Annotated in this window: 13 protein-coding genes; 3 read left to right on the top strand and 10 right to left on the bottom strand. The window is 41.5% G+C overall.

Going from position 1 to position 15,092, the window contains the following annotated elements; genetic code table 11:
- Position 1: 1 nt before the first annotated feature.
- Positions 2 to 1,531, bottom strand: coding sequence for a tryptophan halogenase family protein (locus L2740_RS10320; protein WP_248950079.1), 1,530 nt, complete (start codon positions 1,529 to 1,531; stop codon positions 2 to 4).
- Positions 1,532 to 1,618: 87 nt separating this feature from the next.
- Complete coding sequence (locus L2740_RS10315) at positions 1,619 to 4,267, bottom strand: TonB-dependent receptor (protein ID WP_248950078.1); 2,649 nt, start codon at positions 4,265 to 4,267, stop codon at positions 1,619 to 1,621.
- 420 nt (positions 4,268 to 4,687) lie between these two features.
- Between L2740_RS10315 and L2740_RS10310 the strand changes: the two genes are divergently transcribed.
- Complete coding sequence (locus tag L2740_RS10310) at positions 4,688 to 5,704, top strand: LacI family DNA-binding transcriptional regulator (protein WP_248950076.1); 1,017 nt, start codon at positions 4,688 to 4,690, stop codon at positions 5,702 to 5,704.
- 74 nt (positions 5,705 to 5,778) lie between these two features.
- Here the strand turns inward: L2740_RS10310 and L2740_RS10305 are convergent, their stop codons facing one another.
- Entirely contained in the window at positions 5,779 to 6,117 is a 339-nt protein-coding gene (locus L2740_RS10305) for a P-II family nitrogen regulator (RefSeq protein WP_248468854.1), read from the bottom strand.
- Positions 6,118 to 6,379: 262 nt separating this feature from the next.
- On the opposite strand from L2740_RS10305, the gene L2740_RS10300 reads away from it, so the two are divergent.
- Both L2740_RS10300 and L2740_RS10295 read left to right on the top strand, forming a co-directional pair.
- On the top strand, positions 6,380 to 6,889 hold the full coding sequence (locus L2740_RS10300) for a GspH/FimT family pseudopilin (protein ID WP_248950075.1): 510 nt from the start codon (positions 6,380 to 6,382) through the stop codon (positions 6,887 to 6,889).
- 149 nt (positions 6,890 to 7,038) lie between these two features.
- Positions 7,039 to 7,554: a GspH/FimT family pseudopilin gene (locus L2740_RS10295; protein WP_248950072.1), complete on the top strand. Its 516-nt coding sequence runs from the start codon at positions 7,039 to 7,041 to the stop codon at positions 7,552 to 7,554.
- Positions 7,555 to 7,743: 189 nt separating this feature from the next.
- Here the strand turns inward: L2740_RS10295 and L2740_RS10290 are convergent, their stop codons facing one another.
- From L2740_RS10290 to ispH, 7 genes are all read right to left on the bottom strand, one after another.
- Positions 7,744 to 8,040 carry a TapY2 family type IVa secretion system protein gene (locus L2740_RS10290; RefSeq protein WP_248950070.1) on the bottom strand — a complete coding sequence of 99 codons (297 nt, stop codon included), beginning with the start codon at positions 8,038 to 8,040 and terminating at the stop codon, positions 7,744 to 7,746.
- Positions 8,037 to 8,423 carry a type IV pilin protein gene (locus L2740_RS10285; RefSeq protein WP_248950068.1) on the bottom strand — a complete coding sequence of 129 codons (387 nt, stop codon included), beginning with the start codon at positions 8,421 to 8,423 and terminating at the stop codon, positions 8,037 to 8,039. Before L2740_RS10285 ends, L2740_RS10290 begins: the two co-directional genes overlap by 4 nt.
- A 3-nt stretch (positions 8,424 to 8,426) precedes the next feature.
- Positions 8,427 to 11,939 (bottom strand): pilus assembly protein, encoded by a 3,513-nt coding sequence (locus tag L2740_RS10280; protein WP_248950066.1) that lies wholly within the window; start codon positions 11,937 to 11,939, stop codon positions 8,427 to 8,429.
- Between the two features lie 2 nt (positions 11,940 to 11,941).
- Positions 11,942 to 12,361 (bottom strand): pilus assembly PilX family protein, encoded by a 420-nt coding sequence (locus tag L2740_RS10275; protein ID WP_248950064.1) that lies wholly within the window; start codon positions 12,359 to 12,361, stop codon positions 11,942 to 11,944.
- Positions 12,362 to 12,370: 9 nt separating this feature from the next.
- A complete protein-coding gene (locus L2740_RS10270; RefSeq protein WP_248950063.1) occupies positions 12,371 to 13,354 on the bottom strand; it encodes a PilW family protein in 984 nt (327 codons plus the stop codon).
- A gap of 10 nt (positions 13,355 to 13,364) precedes the next feature.
- A complete protein-coding gene (pilV, locus tag L2740_RS10265) occupies positions 13,365 to 13,922 on the bottom strand; it encodes a type IV pilus modification protein PilV (RefSeq protein ID WP_248950062.1) in 558 nt (185 codons plus the stop codon).
- A gap of 239 nt (positions 13,923 to 14,161) precedes the next feature.
- The gene (gene ispH, locus L2740_RS10260; RefSeq protein ID WP_248950061.1) at positions 14,162 to 15,091 is read right to left on the bottom strand and encodes a 4-hydroxy-3-methylbut-2-enyl diphosphate reductase; all 930 of its coding nucleotides are present in this window, start codon (positions 15,089 to 15,091) and stop codon (positions 14,162 to 14,164) included.
- Position 15,092 lies beyond the last annotated feature (1 nt).

The raw sequence follows: 15,092 nt of genomic DNA, 5'->3' as shown, positions 1-15,092 counted from the left end.
ATTAAATTGCAGTTAAGCCATATTGCTTTATTTTGTCTATGAGCTCACGTTGCTCGGTCAGCTCTGCAGATAAATACTCAGCATGCTGTTTAACCTTAGCCTCTATCTCTGCCATTCTATCTTCCTCAACTGAGTTAAGCTGTTGAGGCCTAGTTAAAAATTTCATTCCGTACAAAACATAGAGATAATTTTCAATATCAAACACTTCATACTTAGAAGTGAAATCCGTTGATTTGGGAGAAAAATACTTCCAGCGTAATAGCTTATTTCTTAAGTCTTCTGAAAGCATTTGTTCATTTTTAACATCTTGCCAGAATGCAGAATCGACTCTGTCTGATAGATAATAGTGTAGCTGAACAAAATCAATTACTTTGCTCCAAGCATAACTTACATTGTCATTGAATCGTTTAGCGAGATCAGCAAGAACCTCTCTGTCTCTTGGGAAGCGCTCTGCAAGGTGCTGGGCACAAAAGTCTGTCACAAGTATTGCAGTTGCCTCTAACGGCTCTACAAAACCTTGAGATAAGCCAATAGCAACACAGTTGTCTTGCCAAAATCTTTCTCTATAACCAACTTGCATTGGGATTTCGCGTGTCGTTAATGATTCAATATCTGGCCCTACATAGTGACTTAACTTCTGCAGTGCTTCTTCATACGACATATAACTAGAGGCATAAACAAAACCTACACCTCTGCGATGAGGCAATGGAATATCCCAAATCCAACCTGCCTTATGGGCCACAGCTCTTGTATAAGGTTTTAAACTTTCTTGACCATTAGTGGGAACTTGAACCGTAATAGCCCTATCTATGAGTAATTTACTAGATTGGTCAATGAACTTCACCCCCAACTTATTACCCAATAAATATGAACTAAAGCCACTACAGTCTATATAAAAGTCAAATTCTAACTCACCAAAGTTGTCCGTAATTAATGATCTTATTCCTCCAGCTTTATTTAACTGAACATCAGTTACGTTGCAGATAACATGGGAAACATCAAAATTTTGAGTTGCGTTTTCAGCGAGTAATTTAGCGAACTTTTTAGCATCGAGATGATAAGCATAGGTGGTTTGGCCTGCATATTCAGGGTCTGTTATATGCTTGGGAGCAAGGTTGTTTTCGCACACAGCTTCTTGGAAGCTTACCGTTTGACTATATGGAGATGTAGCAACTTTATTTAACCAATAATTTGTTAAGTCCTCTCCCATTGGAAAAGGGTAATCAAACAAATGATGATAGAAATTGTTATCACCGTGCCTATCTTTGTCTAGCCAATTTTCAAATTTAATTGATTGCTTGAATGTTGCATCACATCTAGAGATAAACTCAGCTTCAGAGATCCCAAAGTGCTGCAATGTGTCCCTCATCATTGGAACAGTTCCTTCGCCAACCCCTATTGTCGGAATATCTAAAGACTCAATAAGTGTTATCGATGCAGATTTGTCCCCTTTTAATGCTTTTCCTAAATGATTAGCTACTAACCAGCCTGCAGTGCCACCACCAACAATCGCTATTTTATTAATTTTCATAATCAACCTTAGAAATCAATTTAAATTGCAAGCAATAAAAAGCCCGGATAAACCGGGCTTCATCATACCATCTATATCAGATGATAATTAGTAGCGGAATTGAAGACCTACTGAGTAACGAGCTTCACCCTGGTATGAATACGCTGGGTAACCATCTGATGTACGAAGGTTTACAGGTACTGCGCCTTGATCACGACCAACATGTAGCTGATCTTCCTCAAGAAGGTTAGATACGTCAGCGGTCAAAGTGAAGTGGTCTAAGAAATCATATGTTAGACCTAAGTCAAGTGTGCCATATGGTTGAACTTCACGAGCACCGTAGAATCCAGTCTCACGGATCATGTACTCACTGCGCCATGTGTAAGCTGCACGAGCAGTGAAAGAATCATTCTCGTAATAACCTACTACGTTAGCAGTGTGCTTAGATGAATCAGAGAAAACATCATTACCATCAACATAGTTGCTTGCATCTGCAGTCGCTTCAGCAAAAGTATAGTTTACGACACCACCAAAACCATTACCCATGTCATGTTGTAGCTGGAATTCGATACCTTCGATACGGCCACCTTGGCCATCAACATAAGTTTCGATATCCCATGAATCAACTCCTGAACCTGGGTCTACAAGACCAATTTGCTGATCAGGAACTGAAGTAAAGGTAGTAAATGTATTCACTTCTTTTAAGAAGTAAGTCATCGCAAGCAAGCTTGCATCGTTGTAATACCACTCAAAACCTAAGTCAGATTGGAAAGCTTTAAACGGACTAAGATTAGGGTTACCAATAGTTACCGCTTCGTTACCTGTTGAGTTATCGTTGTAACCACTGATAGCTCGGTTATTGAACATATCGTTGTAGTTAGGACGACTCATTACTTGTGCAGCAGAAACACGTACGATTACATCGCTAGCAACATCAAAAGCGATGTTGACGCTTGGTAATACTTCGTTGTAGCTACCTTCTTCAGTATTGATATTATTTGTAAATGCTGCGTTGATTGGGATTAGCTCAACATTACCACTATCACCAGTTGCATAAGAACTAGCTTCAACGTCAGTGTTTACGTAACGGAAACCTACGTTACCGCGGAAGCCATCACCTTCAAAGTTAGCCATTAAGTAAGCAGCAATGTTGGTTTCTTCTAGCTCACCGTAACCACTGCGATCTTGAACCCATTCACCAACATTTTCATTTGTATAAGCATAAATTGCACCAGCATCAGGTCTTGGGATGACAAAACCATCCATGCCTGCTGTTAAGGTGCCGTCCTGGAAATCAGAACCATTGTAAATAAGGCTATCTGCCGCACCATCATAAGCACTTAAAGTTGCACGAAGCTGGTCTTGTTCAACGGTATGTTTAGACCAACGAGCACCAGTTTTAATTGAGCTAATAGCACCAAAATCAACATCGAATGTTAGATCTGCTTGTACATACTGCTCTTTATCTTCACGTGGCTGCTGCACAACGTTTGGCTGTAAACCTTCCCAGCTCATGTACTCACCTTTCGATGGTAGCTGGTAGTCATTAGGCGCCATATCGAAGTCAACTTGATCGCCAGTTGCATCAATTGTACCTACTGCTCCGCCTACACCAGAAATATAAGCTAGGTTAGTTTCAATACCTGTACCACCAGTTGCTTTTGATGCACCAACTTCAGCTTCTAACTTGTAGCTGTCGCCTTGATAAGCGAAATCAAAAGATACTAGTTCAGTTTTCATAGTTGCTTTACGAGGGCGCGTCTCCCAGTAAGCATTACCGCCAGCTCCATTAGCATCAACCCACGCTTGATCAGTAGTACACTTAATTGGTGCACCTTGAGCATTGGTTTCACAATTGCCAGTATCTTGTGGGATCCAAACCTGAGTGTTTACACTATCTGCCGCTAAATCTAAATTCATGTAATGCAGACCAAACTCTAGCTCTTCAGTTGGTGCATATTGTAGAGTTACATCGGCAGCGGTACGGTCACGGTTTTGCTCAAAGTGAGTCGGTGCAATACGCCCGCCCCATACAGGAAGCGCTTCATTACCACGTCGAACTAAAGAATAATCAGATTTAGCTAGAGCAACTAACGCACCAAATGTTTCGTCTTCGTTTTTCCAACTTACAAGACCAGAAAGGCTAGGATCTGTTTCTTCTGAAGCGGTAGAGTATGTTCCTTTAACTGAGCCAAATACAGTGAAAGAATCCATATCTAGCGGCTTACGTGTATTAACAACTACAGTTCCGCCGATACCACCTTCAAGCAAATCTGCTTGAGAAGACTTATAAACTTCCATACCAGCAATGAGTTCTGGTGGTAGCATTGAATAGTTAAATGTACGGTCAATAGCTTGCTGCGAATACCAACCTGTAGAAGCTACATTCTGACCATTAAGAGTAGTCATTGTCAGTGCGTTTGAAGCACCACGAATAGAAACCGCAGAGCCTTCACCAAACTGCTTAGAAACAGTAACACCAGGGACACGCCCTAGGGCTTCAGCCACGTTGTTATCTGGAAACTTACCAATATCTTCGGCGTTTACAGCATCAACAACAGCGTTTGAAAATCGCTTTGAATTGATTGAAGCTTTCATTGAAGCACGTAGACCGCGTACTTCAATCTTCTCTATATTTTCATCTGCAGCTGGTGCAGAGTCCGCTTCTGCAGCTACTGCAGACATAGAGACTGCAGTTCCAAGCATTAGCGCGATATTTGTAGCTAGTACACTTTTCTTAAAGTTTGATGGTCGCATCTCGTTTTCCCTTCCATAACTTATTATCTTTTTTTATATCCATAACCATTCCCGAACCGGAATGACAACGCTGTCATGTCTAGTGCAAACATTACACAATTATTAACAGTCGCGCCACAACAAAATAACCAACAAATCCATTTCACCCAGCCCGAGCAACAGAAGTATGCAGGTTAATTATTAATTATTAATTAAATACAGTAGGTTAACGTGTGTGAAAAAATGTAACGACTAGAAGGTTTTTTTTTCTAATGCGGGTTGAAACTTAAAAAGTTGAGCAATTCTCATTGCTAAATGACTTAAAACTTCGCACTATATTGGTAAATATACCGATAAATAGCCTTACTACAAACGCCAGTTGTTAACGTTAAGTTGCAACAAATTGCAGTAAAAATGACTAACTAAACAGAGTCCAACAACATGAAAGTCACCATCAATGATGTCGCAAAATATGCTGGCGTATCGATTAAAACGGTATCTCGAGTTACCAATAATGAACCCTCTGTAAAGCAAGTAACGATAGATAAAGTTAACTCTGCAATTAAAGAATTAAACTATCAGCCTAATCTTGCGGCTAGGAATTTAGCCGGAACAAAATCTTATGTCATTGGCTTTATTTATGATAACCCCAATGCCTACTACATCATCGATATGCAAAATGGTATTTTGTCAGCCTGTAAAGATCTTGGTTATGAATTACTTATTCACCCATGCAACTCAAGAGCTGACAATATATGCGAAGAGCTGACGACATTAGTTAAACATAACCGTTTATCGGGGTTAGTACTGACCCCGCCATTATCTGAAGACCCAGTGATTTTGGCTGCATTAGATAAAATAGATGCAAGTTATGTCAGAATTATTGCTGGCGAGAAAGTTGAAACTGGTAATGGTTTAGCCGTATTGGTAAATGATAGATCAGGCGCCATTTCAATAACACAACACCTTATAGATCTTGGTCATAAAAACATCGCATTTTTAAGCGGTGATCATGAGCACGAATCAACAAAAGAACGCTTAGCGGGCTTTAAACAGGCTTTATTAGACAATGAGTTGGCTATCAACGAAGATTTTATTATCGACGGAAAATACTCATTTGAGTCTGGAGTACAAGGTGCTAAAGATCTACTTAAACAAAAGATTAGACCAAGTGCAATTGTAGCCTGTAACGATGAAATTGCAGCGGGAGCGCTATTTGCCGCCAGACTTGAAGGCGTTGATATTCCGGCTGAAATATCCATAGTAGGTTTTGAGGATAGTCCGTTTTCTCGTCAAACTTGGCCTAAGCTAACGACTGTGCATCAGCCGAATGAAGAAATTGCTCATATTGCTACCGAACTATTAATAGCAAAGCGCAAAGAAAAAGCTGCGCAATCAGGTAAGGTATTCTTGCCTGAACCTGTGATAAGAGACTCCACAGCTCAACCACAAACCTAGAATACCAAGACCAAACAAAACCGAGCTTTTTCGCATTACCTATTTAGCGAGATAATGCGAAAAGGTTATTACGGTTAAACCGCTTCTTCGTTTTCTTCACCAGTACGGATACGAATAACACGCTCAACGTCAGTGACAAAGATTTTGCCATCACCAATTTTACCTGTACGAGCTGTATCAACGATGACTTCTAAAGCTTGTTCTAGCAGCTCATCTTGGATAACTAGCTCAATCTTTACCTTAGGTAAAAAGTCGACCATATATTCAGCGCCGCGATAAAGCTCAGTATGCCCTTTCTGACGACCAAAGCCTTTAACTTCTGACACTGTCATGCCTGTGATACCAATATCAGCAAGTGATTCGCGCACATCATCTAACTTAAATGGTTTAATAATGGCTTCGACTTTTTTCATGTAAAACTCCCTAAGAACCTGCTGAAAGACGCAATTTGATTGCGCAGTAGCTTACCATGCAGTAACAAAACTCTGAAGTCTAAAGTGTTCTTTGATTGCACAACTATTGAATAGCTATTCAATTTACCTAGCAAACTATCAATCAAACCTCTCTCTTAATTAAACTAAAGCTACACTTAGTATTTTCAGAGCAGTTTCTAAATGCAAATGTCGATGTATTTACAGGATGTAAATACTTTTTTTCACTCATGGAGGAGTGCTTATGCTAGTTAAGTTAACAGGTTTTACCCTAGTTGAGCTGATGATAACGTTAGCAGTTACCACGATATTAATTGCTGTTTCAACGCCATCACTGACTTCGCTTTATGCACATAATCGTTCTGATTCTAATATTCGTAAAATTCAGCAATCGGTACAGCTTGCAAGAAATCATGCTGTTGCATATGGATTAAGAGTGACAGTTTGCCCTATGGAAGCACAAAGTTGTTCTGCCAACTGGCAAAACAATATCACCGTATTTACAGACTCTGGGGTTACCAATAGATTAGATGGCGTTGACCAAATTATTTATACCTTAGGGCCTTTTAACCCTAATGATTATATTGGCTATAATAGAACTGCTATTCGATTTCAGCCTGAAGGATTAGCTTCAGGTACTAATGGCACTCTACGCTATTGTCCTGACACCCAAGACAGTGAATATTCCCGTGCCGTAATAATTAATCAATCAGGTCGTATTCGATTCTCCAATAAACCGGTCCAATGCCCATAGCACACTCGTCTAGTCAGCACTAAAGGTAAGACAAGATATGATTAGTATCACAGAGAGAGTTTAACCGACAGCCTGACTTTGCTAGTATTAACTGCAGAAATTTCTATTTATAGACATCGGTAAATACAGCCAACTAGGGACATTTTATAATGCAAAGTAAACAATCTGGATTTACTCTAGTTGAACTCATGGTGACTATTGCAGTTGCAGCTATTTTATTAACCGTTGGTGTCCCCTCTCTCACCTCTATGTATGACGGCTATCGCGCAGAAAGTAATATTCGTAGTATTCAACAAGCTATACAGCTAGCCCGCAACCATGCACTTAGTTACGGTACTCGCATCACAATATGTCCCTTGAGCTCAAATACCTGCGGAAGTAATTGGATCGGAGGTTTTAGTGTTTTTGTTGATAATGGCACGCTAAACACCATAGATGGTACAGACCAAGTGCTACTTGATGTTGCAGCCTTTAATAGCAATGACTACATCGACTATGATCAAAACACGATAACGATTGGCAGTGATGGTTTTATTTCTGGCAATTTTAACTCTGGGATATTTAGCTATTGCCCTAGCAGCCAATCAAGCGATGAATCAATGGCGCTACAACTTAGCGTATCGGGAAAAAGCAAGTTTGCTACGGGTACAGTAACTTGTAGTTAATTCGACTTTTGACTCGGCATAACCGCCCTAATAAGAGTCACTTTAAAACATCTGATAAACTCAAATAGTTAATTAGCTAATGATTTAGAATTACAGATTCAAGTTATCAAGCTAAACCAAAGCTCTCGTTACAAGTTAGATTAACTGTGGCCAACAAATAAAGCTCACTCACCTAAAGACATGCTTAACCTATCGAGCTAAATTGGCATCTAACTTTTGTGCGACAGCAGTACTAAACGGTGCTTCACTTTCAACACACTCAACAACCTCTTTTATCAAAGGACGCCTACCAGGACCGGATTTAGGTACTTTTTTCATTGGCAGCCTTTGCATGTAATAATTCATTTTTTCCACAGGCCAGCGATAAAGTGTCACTTGTTCGCCAACACTGGTTATCACATGGCACTTATACTCTTGCTTTTCTATGCTTTCGGCAAATGCTGCTGTCGTTACAAGCATGAGCATTACTGGTATGTATCGCATCATTCCCAACACTCCAATGGGGTTTTAGCCCCCGTCTCTGTAATTTGTATTGCAGTGCAGCCACTATCTCGACTTGCTTGGGCGCCTAATGCCGTAGCAATAGCAACGAAACCGCTTGTACCTGTAGAGTCAATACTATAAAAGCCGTTTTCAACTACAAACGGGTCTGCAGCAAGCCCCAGCTTTGTCATATCAGTAGCATATTGACGATTATCTAAATAATATTGTTCTTGTAGGTTCGCAACTTTCATCAAGCCAGCTAAACCGTCAGCTCTTGCACCTTTCGCAACATATTGAACATATGAGGGATATGCCACGCTGGCTAATATTCCCATGATAGCAACGGCAATCATAAGCTCAATCAAACTAAAGCCTTTTTTATTCATAAACTACTCATTGATATAATAATAAATTCGGTTAACTCCAGGCCCACCGCCAACGCATTTGTCATCGCCCGGCAAACAAGTATCTGCAGTATTATTGGGGTCATCTACCTTAATCATATCGTCCCCGGCCTTACCTATACCTATAAGGTACATATAAGAATCATCATTACCATTAGGCGGGATAACAAGTTGTGGCGTATCAGGGACTCTTTCCCCCATTTCTATATACTCGTGAGTATATGAACGAGTACCTTTATGTAAGTCAAAACCATAAAGTCTTCCGACACCAGATATTAAACATTGATTAGAGGCGGAATTATCTCCCGGGACATAAGATGTAAAGTAAACCCGCCCTTCAATAATTGATGATGCCGATAAGCTCTTTTCTCCAGTATCAGCAAAACTGTAATACCAGCCCCGTTTACCGCCAAAGCTAATATTCTCAGCCTCAGATGAAGGTGGCGCACTGGTCACGTTATATAAATCACTCAGCACTAACGCACTTGGAGCTGGGTAGCCTGCAACACCAAAAGAGCGGCTAATCACATTGCGATCTTGCAGCACATAAAACATATCTGAACGGCTCAGATCACTCGGGTGTGGTCTATGTCCTGTACCGAGTGTTACTGCATCATAGGGGACATTTTGATAGGTGGTCGTAGTCGTTGTATTACCGTCAACAGTAACACTGACCTCAGCGATGTTGGTGAATACCGTTTGCGCTACTACAGGCTCCGCAAAGAAGCGTCGATCATTTATCAAGCTATTGCCGCCTAAATCAGCAAACTTGTATGCTGTCCAAGGGCTTGTCGTATCAGATGGCGAACCTGAAGGTAAATCCATACGCCATACATTGCCCCCTGTATCAGAAGCATAAATTCTATCACTTAGCGAGTCGCCATCAGAGTCCAGCACAGCGACGGCATTCGGCACACTGTCAACAATACCAGGCAACAGTGTTGTATTAGCGCTGCTTGTGGGTCCAAAAGCATGCACTAGCGCGCCAGTTTCAGCATCAACAATAAACACACCTCGACCTTGTGTATCATTACTCCCAACCGCTGCAGAGTCTTTTGTTGATGGCGAGTATCCAGCGCCAAATATAATCACGGGCTTCGCATTCGCTGGATTAGTATTGCCTAGCGGCCAGCCGGGGATCTTTGTCACAACGGGTTCCGCCCACGTTTGGCCTAGCTCCCCCATGCCTGTTGAATCAGGGTCTATTTTCCACATAAAACTAGGCGAATCGGGATTAGTAATATCCAGTGCATAATAAGATTTACCACCACGGCGCATACCAACAAATAACCAAGCTTTATTCACACCACCACTCGCATTTTGTTCAACATAAGCAACTGGTGACGAATCTAGACCATAGACAGAATGTACACCGGTTGGAATATTAGCGCGTAATTCAGCAATGTTAGAAAGCAGTTCGTAAGGCATAAACGCCCAAGACTCTGCAACACTATCTCCTGTGTCTTTAAGCATATGTAAAAAACCATGGTTGGTTCCTACTAACACTCTAATATCAGGAGAGCCTTGGCTACCAAAGTTAATCGCTAATGGTTTTGAGTGGAGGGGATCACCAAATATATCCTCGCGAGTATCGGTTGTACTCGAGTCATTATTATCATCGTCAGTGTCAGTTCCAGCAGCCCAGCTAAACATTTCAGTTAATTGACTTGAGTCAACCCCCATAAAGTCTGCCAACAAACTTTCACTACCAGCCACCTGCTGAGCATTGGCTTTACTGAAGCTTGTCAAAGCACCGTTAGTACCGAAATTACCGTACAAGGTTCTAGGATTGGTTGCTCTTATAGTATGCGCTGCGCCGCCAGTGCGTACATCGTTACCGTCACCACCATTTGACGTAGCTACACACACTGCATCTGGAGTCCAATATGAACAAGCTGAAGACTTCAGGTTGCCATCATCGTCAATCGCTAACGCACCGTTTTTATCGACAATATCGCCACTGCCCGTTACTTTAAACTTCTTAATATTGCCCATCCAACGCGCACCTTTATTAGGCAAGAACATGGCGTAATAGGCTGAATCGAATGTTTGTGTACGGTCAAAGTTATTACTTGCAATTGAAGGCGAGGTAAAACTCGCGTTGGTCTCTAAGATCTGTGAAAAAACCTGTGAAAGCGCAGCTTGTAACGCCGAGGCATCACTTGCGGCAAAGTATTTGCCGCCGCCCAACTCTGCGGCTTTCTTTAAGATAGGCTCGGCACTTGCAGCGCCATCACTAAAGCCAATAGTAAATGTGGTTACAAACTGCTCACCATCTACTGATGTGTTAATGTCTTTATTATTCATGATGCTAGCAAGAGCTGGTAAATAGCTACCATCAACTATGTTATTAGCATCATATCCATCTAAATCATCAATAATACCGTTAGCCGCGCTATCACGAGTAGGAGCCCCATCAGTAATATAAACGACATACGCCCTATCAGAGCATTGGCTACCTAAAAATGGAGAACTATATTTACCGTTTTTTTCTATACTTGTATCTCTTGCGGGAGATGCACTGCCTGCCTCTAGAGCAAAATAAGGCGCTTCACCACCAAAATATCGATAAGCTTCATACAAGGTTTCACACAGTGGCGTCCATGTTTCGGCATTTAAATTACCAATAGTTGTAATTAATGACTTTTTCTCAACCGTGTTTAGGCGCTTTATTCCTGAAATTATGCGGCCACCATCATCACTGCTGCCATTATTGTAGTTAAATACTGCTAGACCGAAATCTACACTAGGGGTGGTAACCACGGTATCTTCCATAACTCGTTGAGCAATATCGAGCCTAGAAATATTTTTTTGTGACTTAGTGCTGTGATACCAAGTTACATACTTTTCAGTATAAAACGTGACAGACTTTCCTATGCCGAAGTTAGTTAACAAAGCCTTGTTTAATGCAGCGTCTTTATCTGTTGAGCTCGAACTCGATGACACCAATGTATAAGGTTCAGGTGAGGCTGAAGAACCTAAGCTATCAACCGGAAGCCCCTCAGGAATATCTTTAGCATTTTTATAATTAACACTGCTTGAGTCTTCAAAATCTTCAAAGCAATCAGTATGGGTTACCGTTGTGGCAAGAGAGTCAGGCAACTCTGACCACGTACCGTTTTCACCCACAAAACTATACTCACGTATAAACCCAGTAAAAAAGCCATAGTCTTTTAGGTAGGTTTTTGAGCGCTTACAACCGTTAATCTTGTTTTGTATAAAGTTCGGACTGGTTAAATCAGGAACGCCCGCGCCTTTGCTATAAAATAATTTAGTTGAACCGCCTAAGTTTTCATCGCCTCTAGGATAAAAAGAGTCTGTACTCTCGTTAGTACTCATACTCCCAGAGTTATCAAAAATGATTAAAACCTGTGGACGAGAACCGGAGCGAGCCGTCGATTCAAAAACATAAAGCTCTGTATCATCGCTAAAACTCATTCCTGATAGCATTACTGTACATGCTGCAGAAGCACACAGAAGTCGTTTAATCCACGGCATGACTAACTCCCTGTTGTAAATTCTTGTTCTATGCCAACGACAACCGTTAGCTGCCCTAGATCATTTCGCCCAAAAACTGCCGTACTCGAAATATCAATACGATTACAGCCAATACTCGCGCCGTGGGCTTTCTCTTTACGTTGACAGCCACTAGCAACTGGCTCTAATGTATTTGTTACACCAAGTGCTGCATCATTAGTCACTAAGGTATTGGTTAAGTTAATTAAAGTCGCACCTTCATTAAGCGAAATAGCACGATCTTGAGCACCATGCGCAGCCGTCATAGCTTCAATTCTTTCAGAGCCTGCTCCGGCCATCTTCATTGATTGATTAGAATTAACCGCCAATGCAACACCTATTACCGTCATAATAATCAATACAATTAATGACAGAAACAGCACCATTCCTTTTTGCTTATTCATAACTAGCCTCTAATTAGCACTAATAATTGGGTTTTCTAGTACCAAAGTAGTTGATACAACTTTGCGCCTAAAATTATCGCCCGGTGCTACAATCGTTTTGTCACCAAGTGTATAGCTATTGTTGTTAATATAGCTGCTGTCAGCTTCTAATGAGCGGATCAACATAAATATCCTTAGTGAAACCACTCGCTGAGCTAAACTGTTATCCCACATTAAATCTGTTACGTTTTGCACTGGCATATAGCTATCTGCGCTGTTGTCACCATTACTATCAAAACCATATAAGACACGCATATTCTCAACACCTTCAACCAACTGCTCATAACTGGCGGAGGTTTTCATGCCGCCATTGCGAAGTACACGGCGCTTCAACACAGGTGTACCGGCTTCATCTTCAATGTAATAAACATGGTGTAAATACTCCCAATAACGACCATTGGTAATAACCGGCGCGGTTTGATCACCACTAAATAAAACTCCCTGTTGAGAGTTAGTCGCAAGGTAATATCTATTGGAGTCATTAGGTGTTGCGACTTCTGGCCCGGCTAATCTTTTAATTTGTAATACATCGGTAGCTGAACGAACACTGGTTAAACAAGAAAGGGAGTTGGCTGATACGCCACTTTCATAACCCCATAATCGACGAAAATGAGCAGGGACTGGAGCAGGAAAAGAACTGTTGTTAACACCATCACCAATACAATCGTTACCAGCGGCAACGGCTGCGGCATTAATATCAAGGTTAGTACCGACCTCTAAACCAATACCTGTTAGATCGCCCATAAACCCTAGCTGACTAACATCGCGCTCGATAAGCCATAGTGCGATTCTGCCGTTCTCTTGTAATTGATTAAACTGGCTCGTTGTCGTTACATTGGTAGCAGACATAACAAACATCGAGAATATTCCAGCGGTAAGAAACAGCCCCACAACCATGGCGACCATTAATTCGACGAGCGACAAACCTTTTTGACTTACGCGACCTAGATCCATTCTTAATACCTTAAATAATCACAGTATTAACGCTATAGGCGCGGCGTCTGTCACCTGCAGTACCGCAGCCACGAACTAAAGCGTCACTATGATTAATTGCACCATCTGATACTTTGCGGATCCCCCGCCAAGTAATCACGACTGTTACATCTCCACTTGCTTGAGCAAGGATACAAGCGGTGGGTTTATCTAGGCCGCCAACATTTGTCGAATGATTATTGACCTCAGCACTTCCAAGCATCTGTTGCTCCCACTTATAAAGGTCCCACAACAGAGTTTGATTAACCGTACATATGACGTTTGCACCGATAGCTACATCACAAGCAGTAGCAGGTTGAGTTAGCGTGCCACTATATGTGCCACTATAAGCCGTTAACTGACTGCGATTAAGCTTCATCCTATTAATAATGTCTTGTGCAAAATAAGAGGCTTGTGTCTGTTGAAATGATTCGAAACTGCCGCGTTTAGACACTAAGTGAAGATTAAAAACCCCAACGAGTCCGATAACCAGAATGACTAAAGCAACTAATACCTCAATTAAGGAAAAGCCTTTTTCATTCACTATCATATCGCCCCCAATAGCGCGCCACTTAATTGACACCAAGACATTACTTTGTCGTTTCAAATCTGCTACTTATAATCCACCTTTAGCATACATGCTAAGAGCAAAACAGTCTAATATTAGCAAATTCTAGTAAGGTAAATTTTTACCCTCTGAATGAAAACAGCTGAATTTAAAGCGAAAAAAAAGAGGCCTAAGGCCTCTATTTTATGTTGCATAATCTAGGTTAAGCTAGCTCAGCAGATTTATCTCAACTCAGCAGGAACAGCAAACACTGTATCCTCTAAACGACCTTCAACCTCTGTCACTACACTTGGCGCCATATTAGCGATAGCATCAACCACTTGCTTAACGAGTACCTCTGGAGCCGACGCTCCTGCGGTTACAGCCACTCGTCGCACGCCGTTAAACCAATCTGCATCAACATCATCAGCATTATCAACTAAGAAGGCTTGGGTACCTTTCTTTTCCGCTAATTCACGCAGTCTGTTAGAGTTTGAGCTGTTTTTAGAGCCGACAACAATAAACAGCTCTACTTGCTCTGACACATTACGTACAGCATCTTGACGATTTTGCGTCGCATAACAGATATCATCTTTACGTGGCCCCTCAATTGAAGGGTACTTCTTTTGTAGAGATGCGATAACATCTGCAGTGTCATCCATCGACAATGTTGTCTGAGTAACAAAACATAAATTGTCAGGATCTTTAACCACTAATTTGGCAACATCTTCAGGCGACTCAACTAAGTGAACGCCGCCTTCTGGGTTGTCATATTGGCCCATAGTACCTTCCACCTCAGGGTGTCCAGCATGACCAATTAAGATGCACTCAATACCCTTGCGGCTTGCACGCGTCACCTGCAGATGAACTTTAGTGACCAATGGACAAGTCGCATCAAAAACTTTTAAACCACGACTTTTAGCTTCACGTCGCACAGCTTGAGAAACACCATGAGCACTAAAGATAACAATGCTATCGTCAGGCACTTGATCCAGCTCTTCAACAAATACAGCACCACGATCTTTTAGGTTTTGCACTACATAACGGTTATGTACCACTTCGTGTCGTACATAAATCGGTGGTGAAAACAGCTCTAATGCACGCTCAACAATGCTAATCGCACGGTCTACACCAGCACAAAAACCACGTGGATTTGCCAGAAGGATATTCATA

This window comes from Shewanella pneumatophori (assembly GCF_023283895.1).
Classification (GTDB): Bacteria; Pseudomonadota; Gammaproteobacteria; order Enterobacterales; family Shewanellaceae; genus Shewanella; species Shewanella pneumatophori.
This window is presented reverse-complemented; position numbering and strand designations above follow the sequence as displayed.

Bases quoted from the DNA above. Each gene is read 5' to 3' on its own strand.
- L2740_RS10295 (WP_248950072.1), top strand. From the start codon at position 7,039: ATGCAAAGTAAACAATCTGGATTTACTCTAGTTGAACTCATGGTGACT.
- L2740_RS10285 (WP_248950068.1), bottom strand. From the start codon at position 8,423: ATGAATAAAAAAGGCTTTAGTTTGATTGAGCTTATGATTGCCGTTGCT.
- L2740_RS10305 (WP_248468854.1), bottom strand. From the start codon at position 6,117: ATGAAAAAAGTCGAAGCCATTATTAAACCATTTAAGTTAGATGATGTG.
- ispH (WP_248950061.1), bottom strand. From the start codon at position 15,091: ATGAATATCCTTCTGGCAAATCCACGTGGTTTTTGTGCTGGTGTAGAC.
- L2740_RS10310 (WP_248950076.1), top strand. From the start codon at position 4,688: ATGAAAGTCACCATCAATGATGTCGCAAAATATGCTGGCGTATCGATT.
- L2740_RS10320 (WP_248950079.1), bottom strand. From the start codon at position 1,531: ATGAAAATTAATAAAATAGCGATTGTTGGTGGTGGCACTGCAGGCTGG.
- L2740_RS10290 (WP_248950070.1), bottom strand. From the start codon at position 8,040: ATGATGCGATACATACCAGTAATGCTCATGCTTGTAACGACAGCAGCA.
- L2740_RS10300 (WP_248950075.1), top strand. From the start codon at position 6,380: ATGCTAGTTAAGTTAACAGGTTTTACCCTAGTTGAGCTGATGATAACG.
- L2740_RS10315 (WP_248950078.1), bottom strand. From the start codon at position 4,267: ATGCGACCATCAAACTTTAAGAAAAGTGTACTAGCTACAAATATCGCG.
- L2740_RS10275 (WP_248950064.1), bottom strand. From the start codon at position 12,361: ATGAATAAGCAAAAAGGAATGGTGCTGTTTCTGTCATTAATTGTATTG.
- L2740_RS10280 (WP_248950066.1), bottom strand. From the start codon at position 11,939: ATGCCGTGGATTAAACGACTTCTGTGTGCTTCTGCAGCATGTACAGTA.
- pilV (WP_248950062.1), bottom strand. From the start codon at position 13,922: ATGATAGTGAATGAAAAAGGCTTTTCCTTAATTGAGGTATTAGTTGCT.
- L2740_RS10270 (WP_248950063.1), bottom strand. From the start codon at position 13,354: ATGGATCTAGGTCGCGTAAGTCAAAAAGGTTTGTCGCTCGTCGAATTA.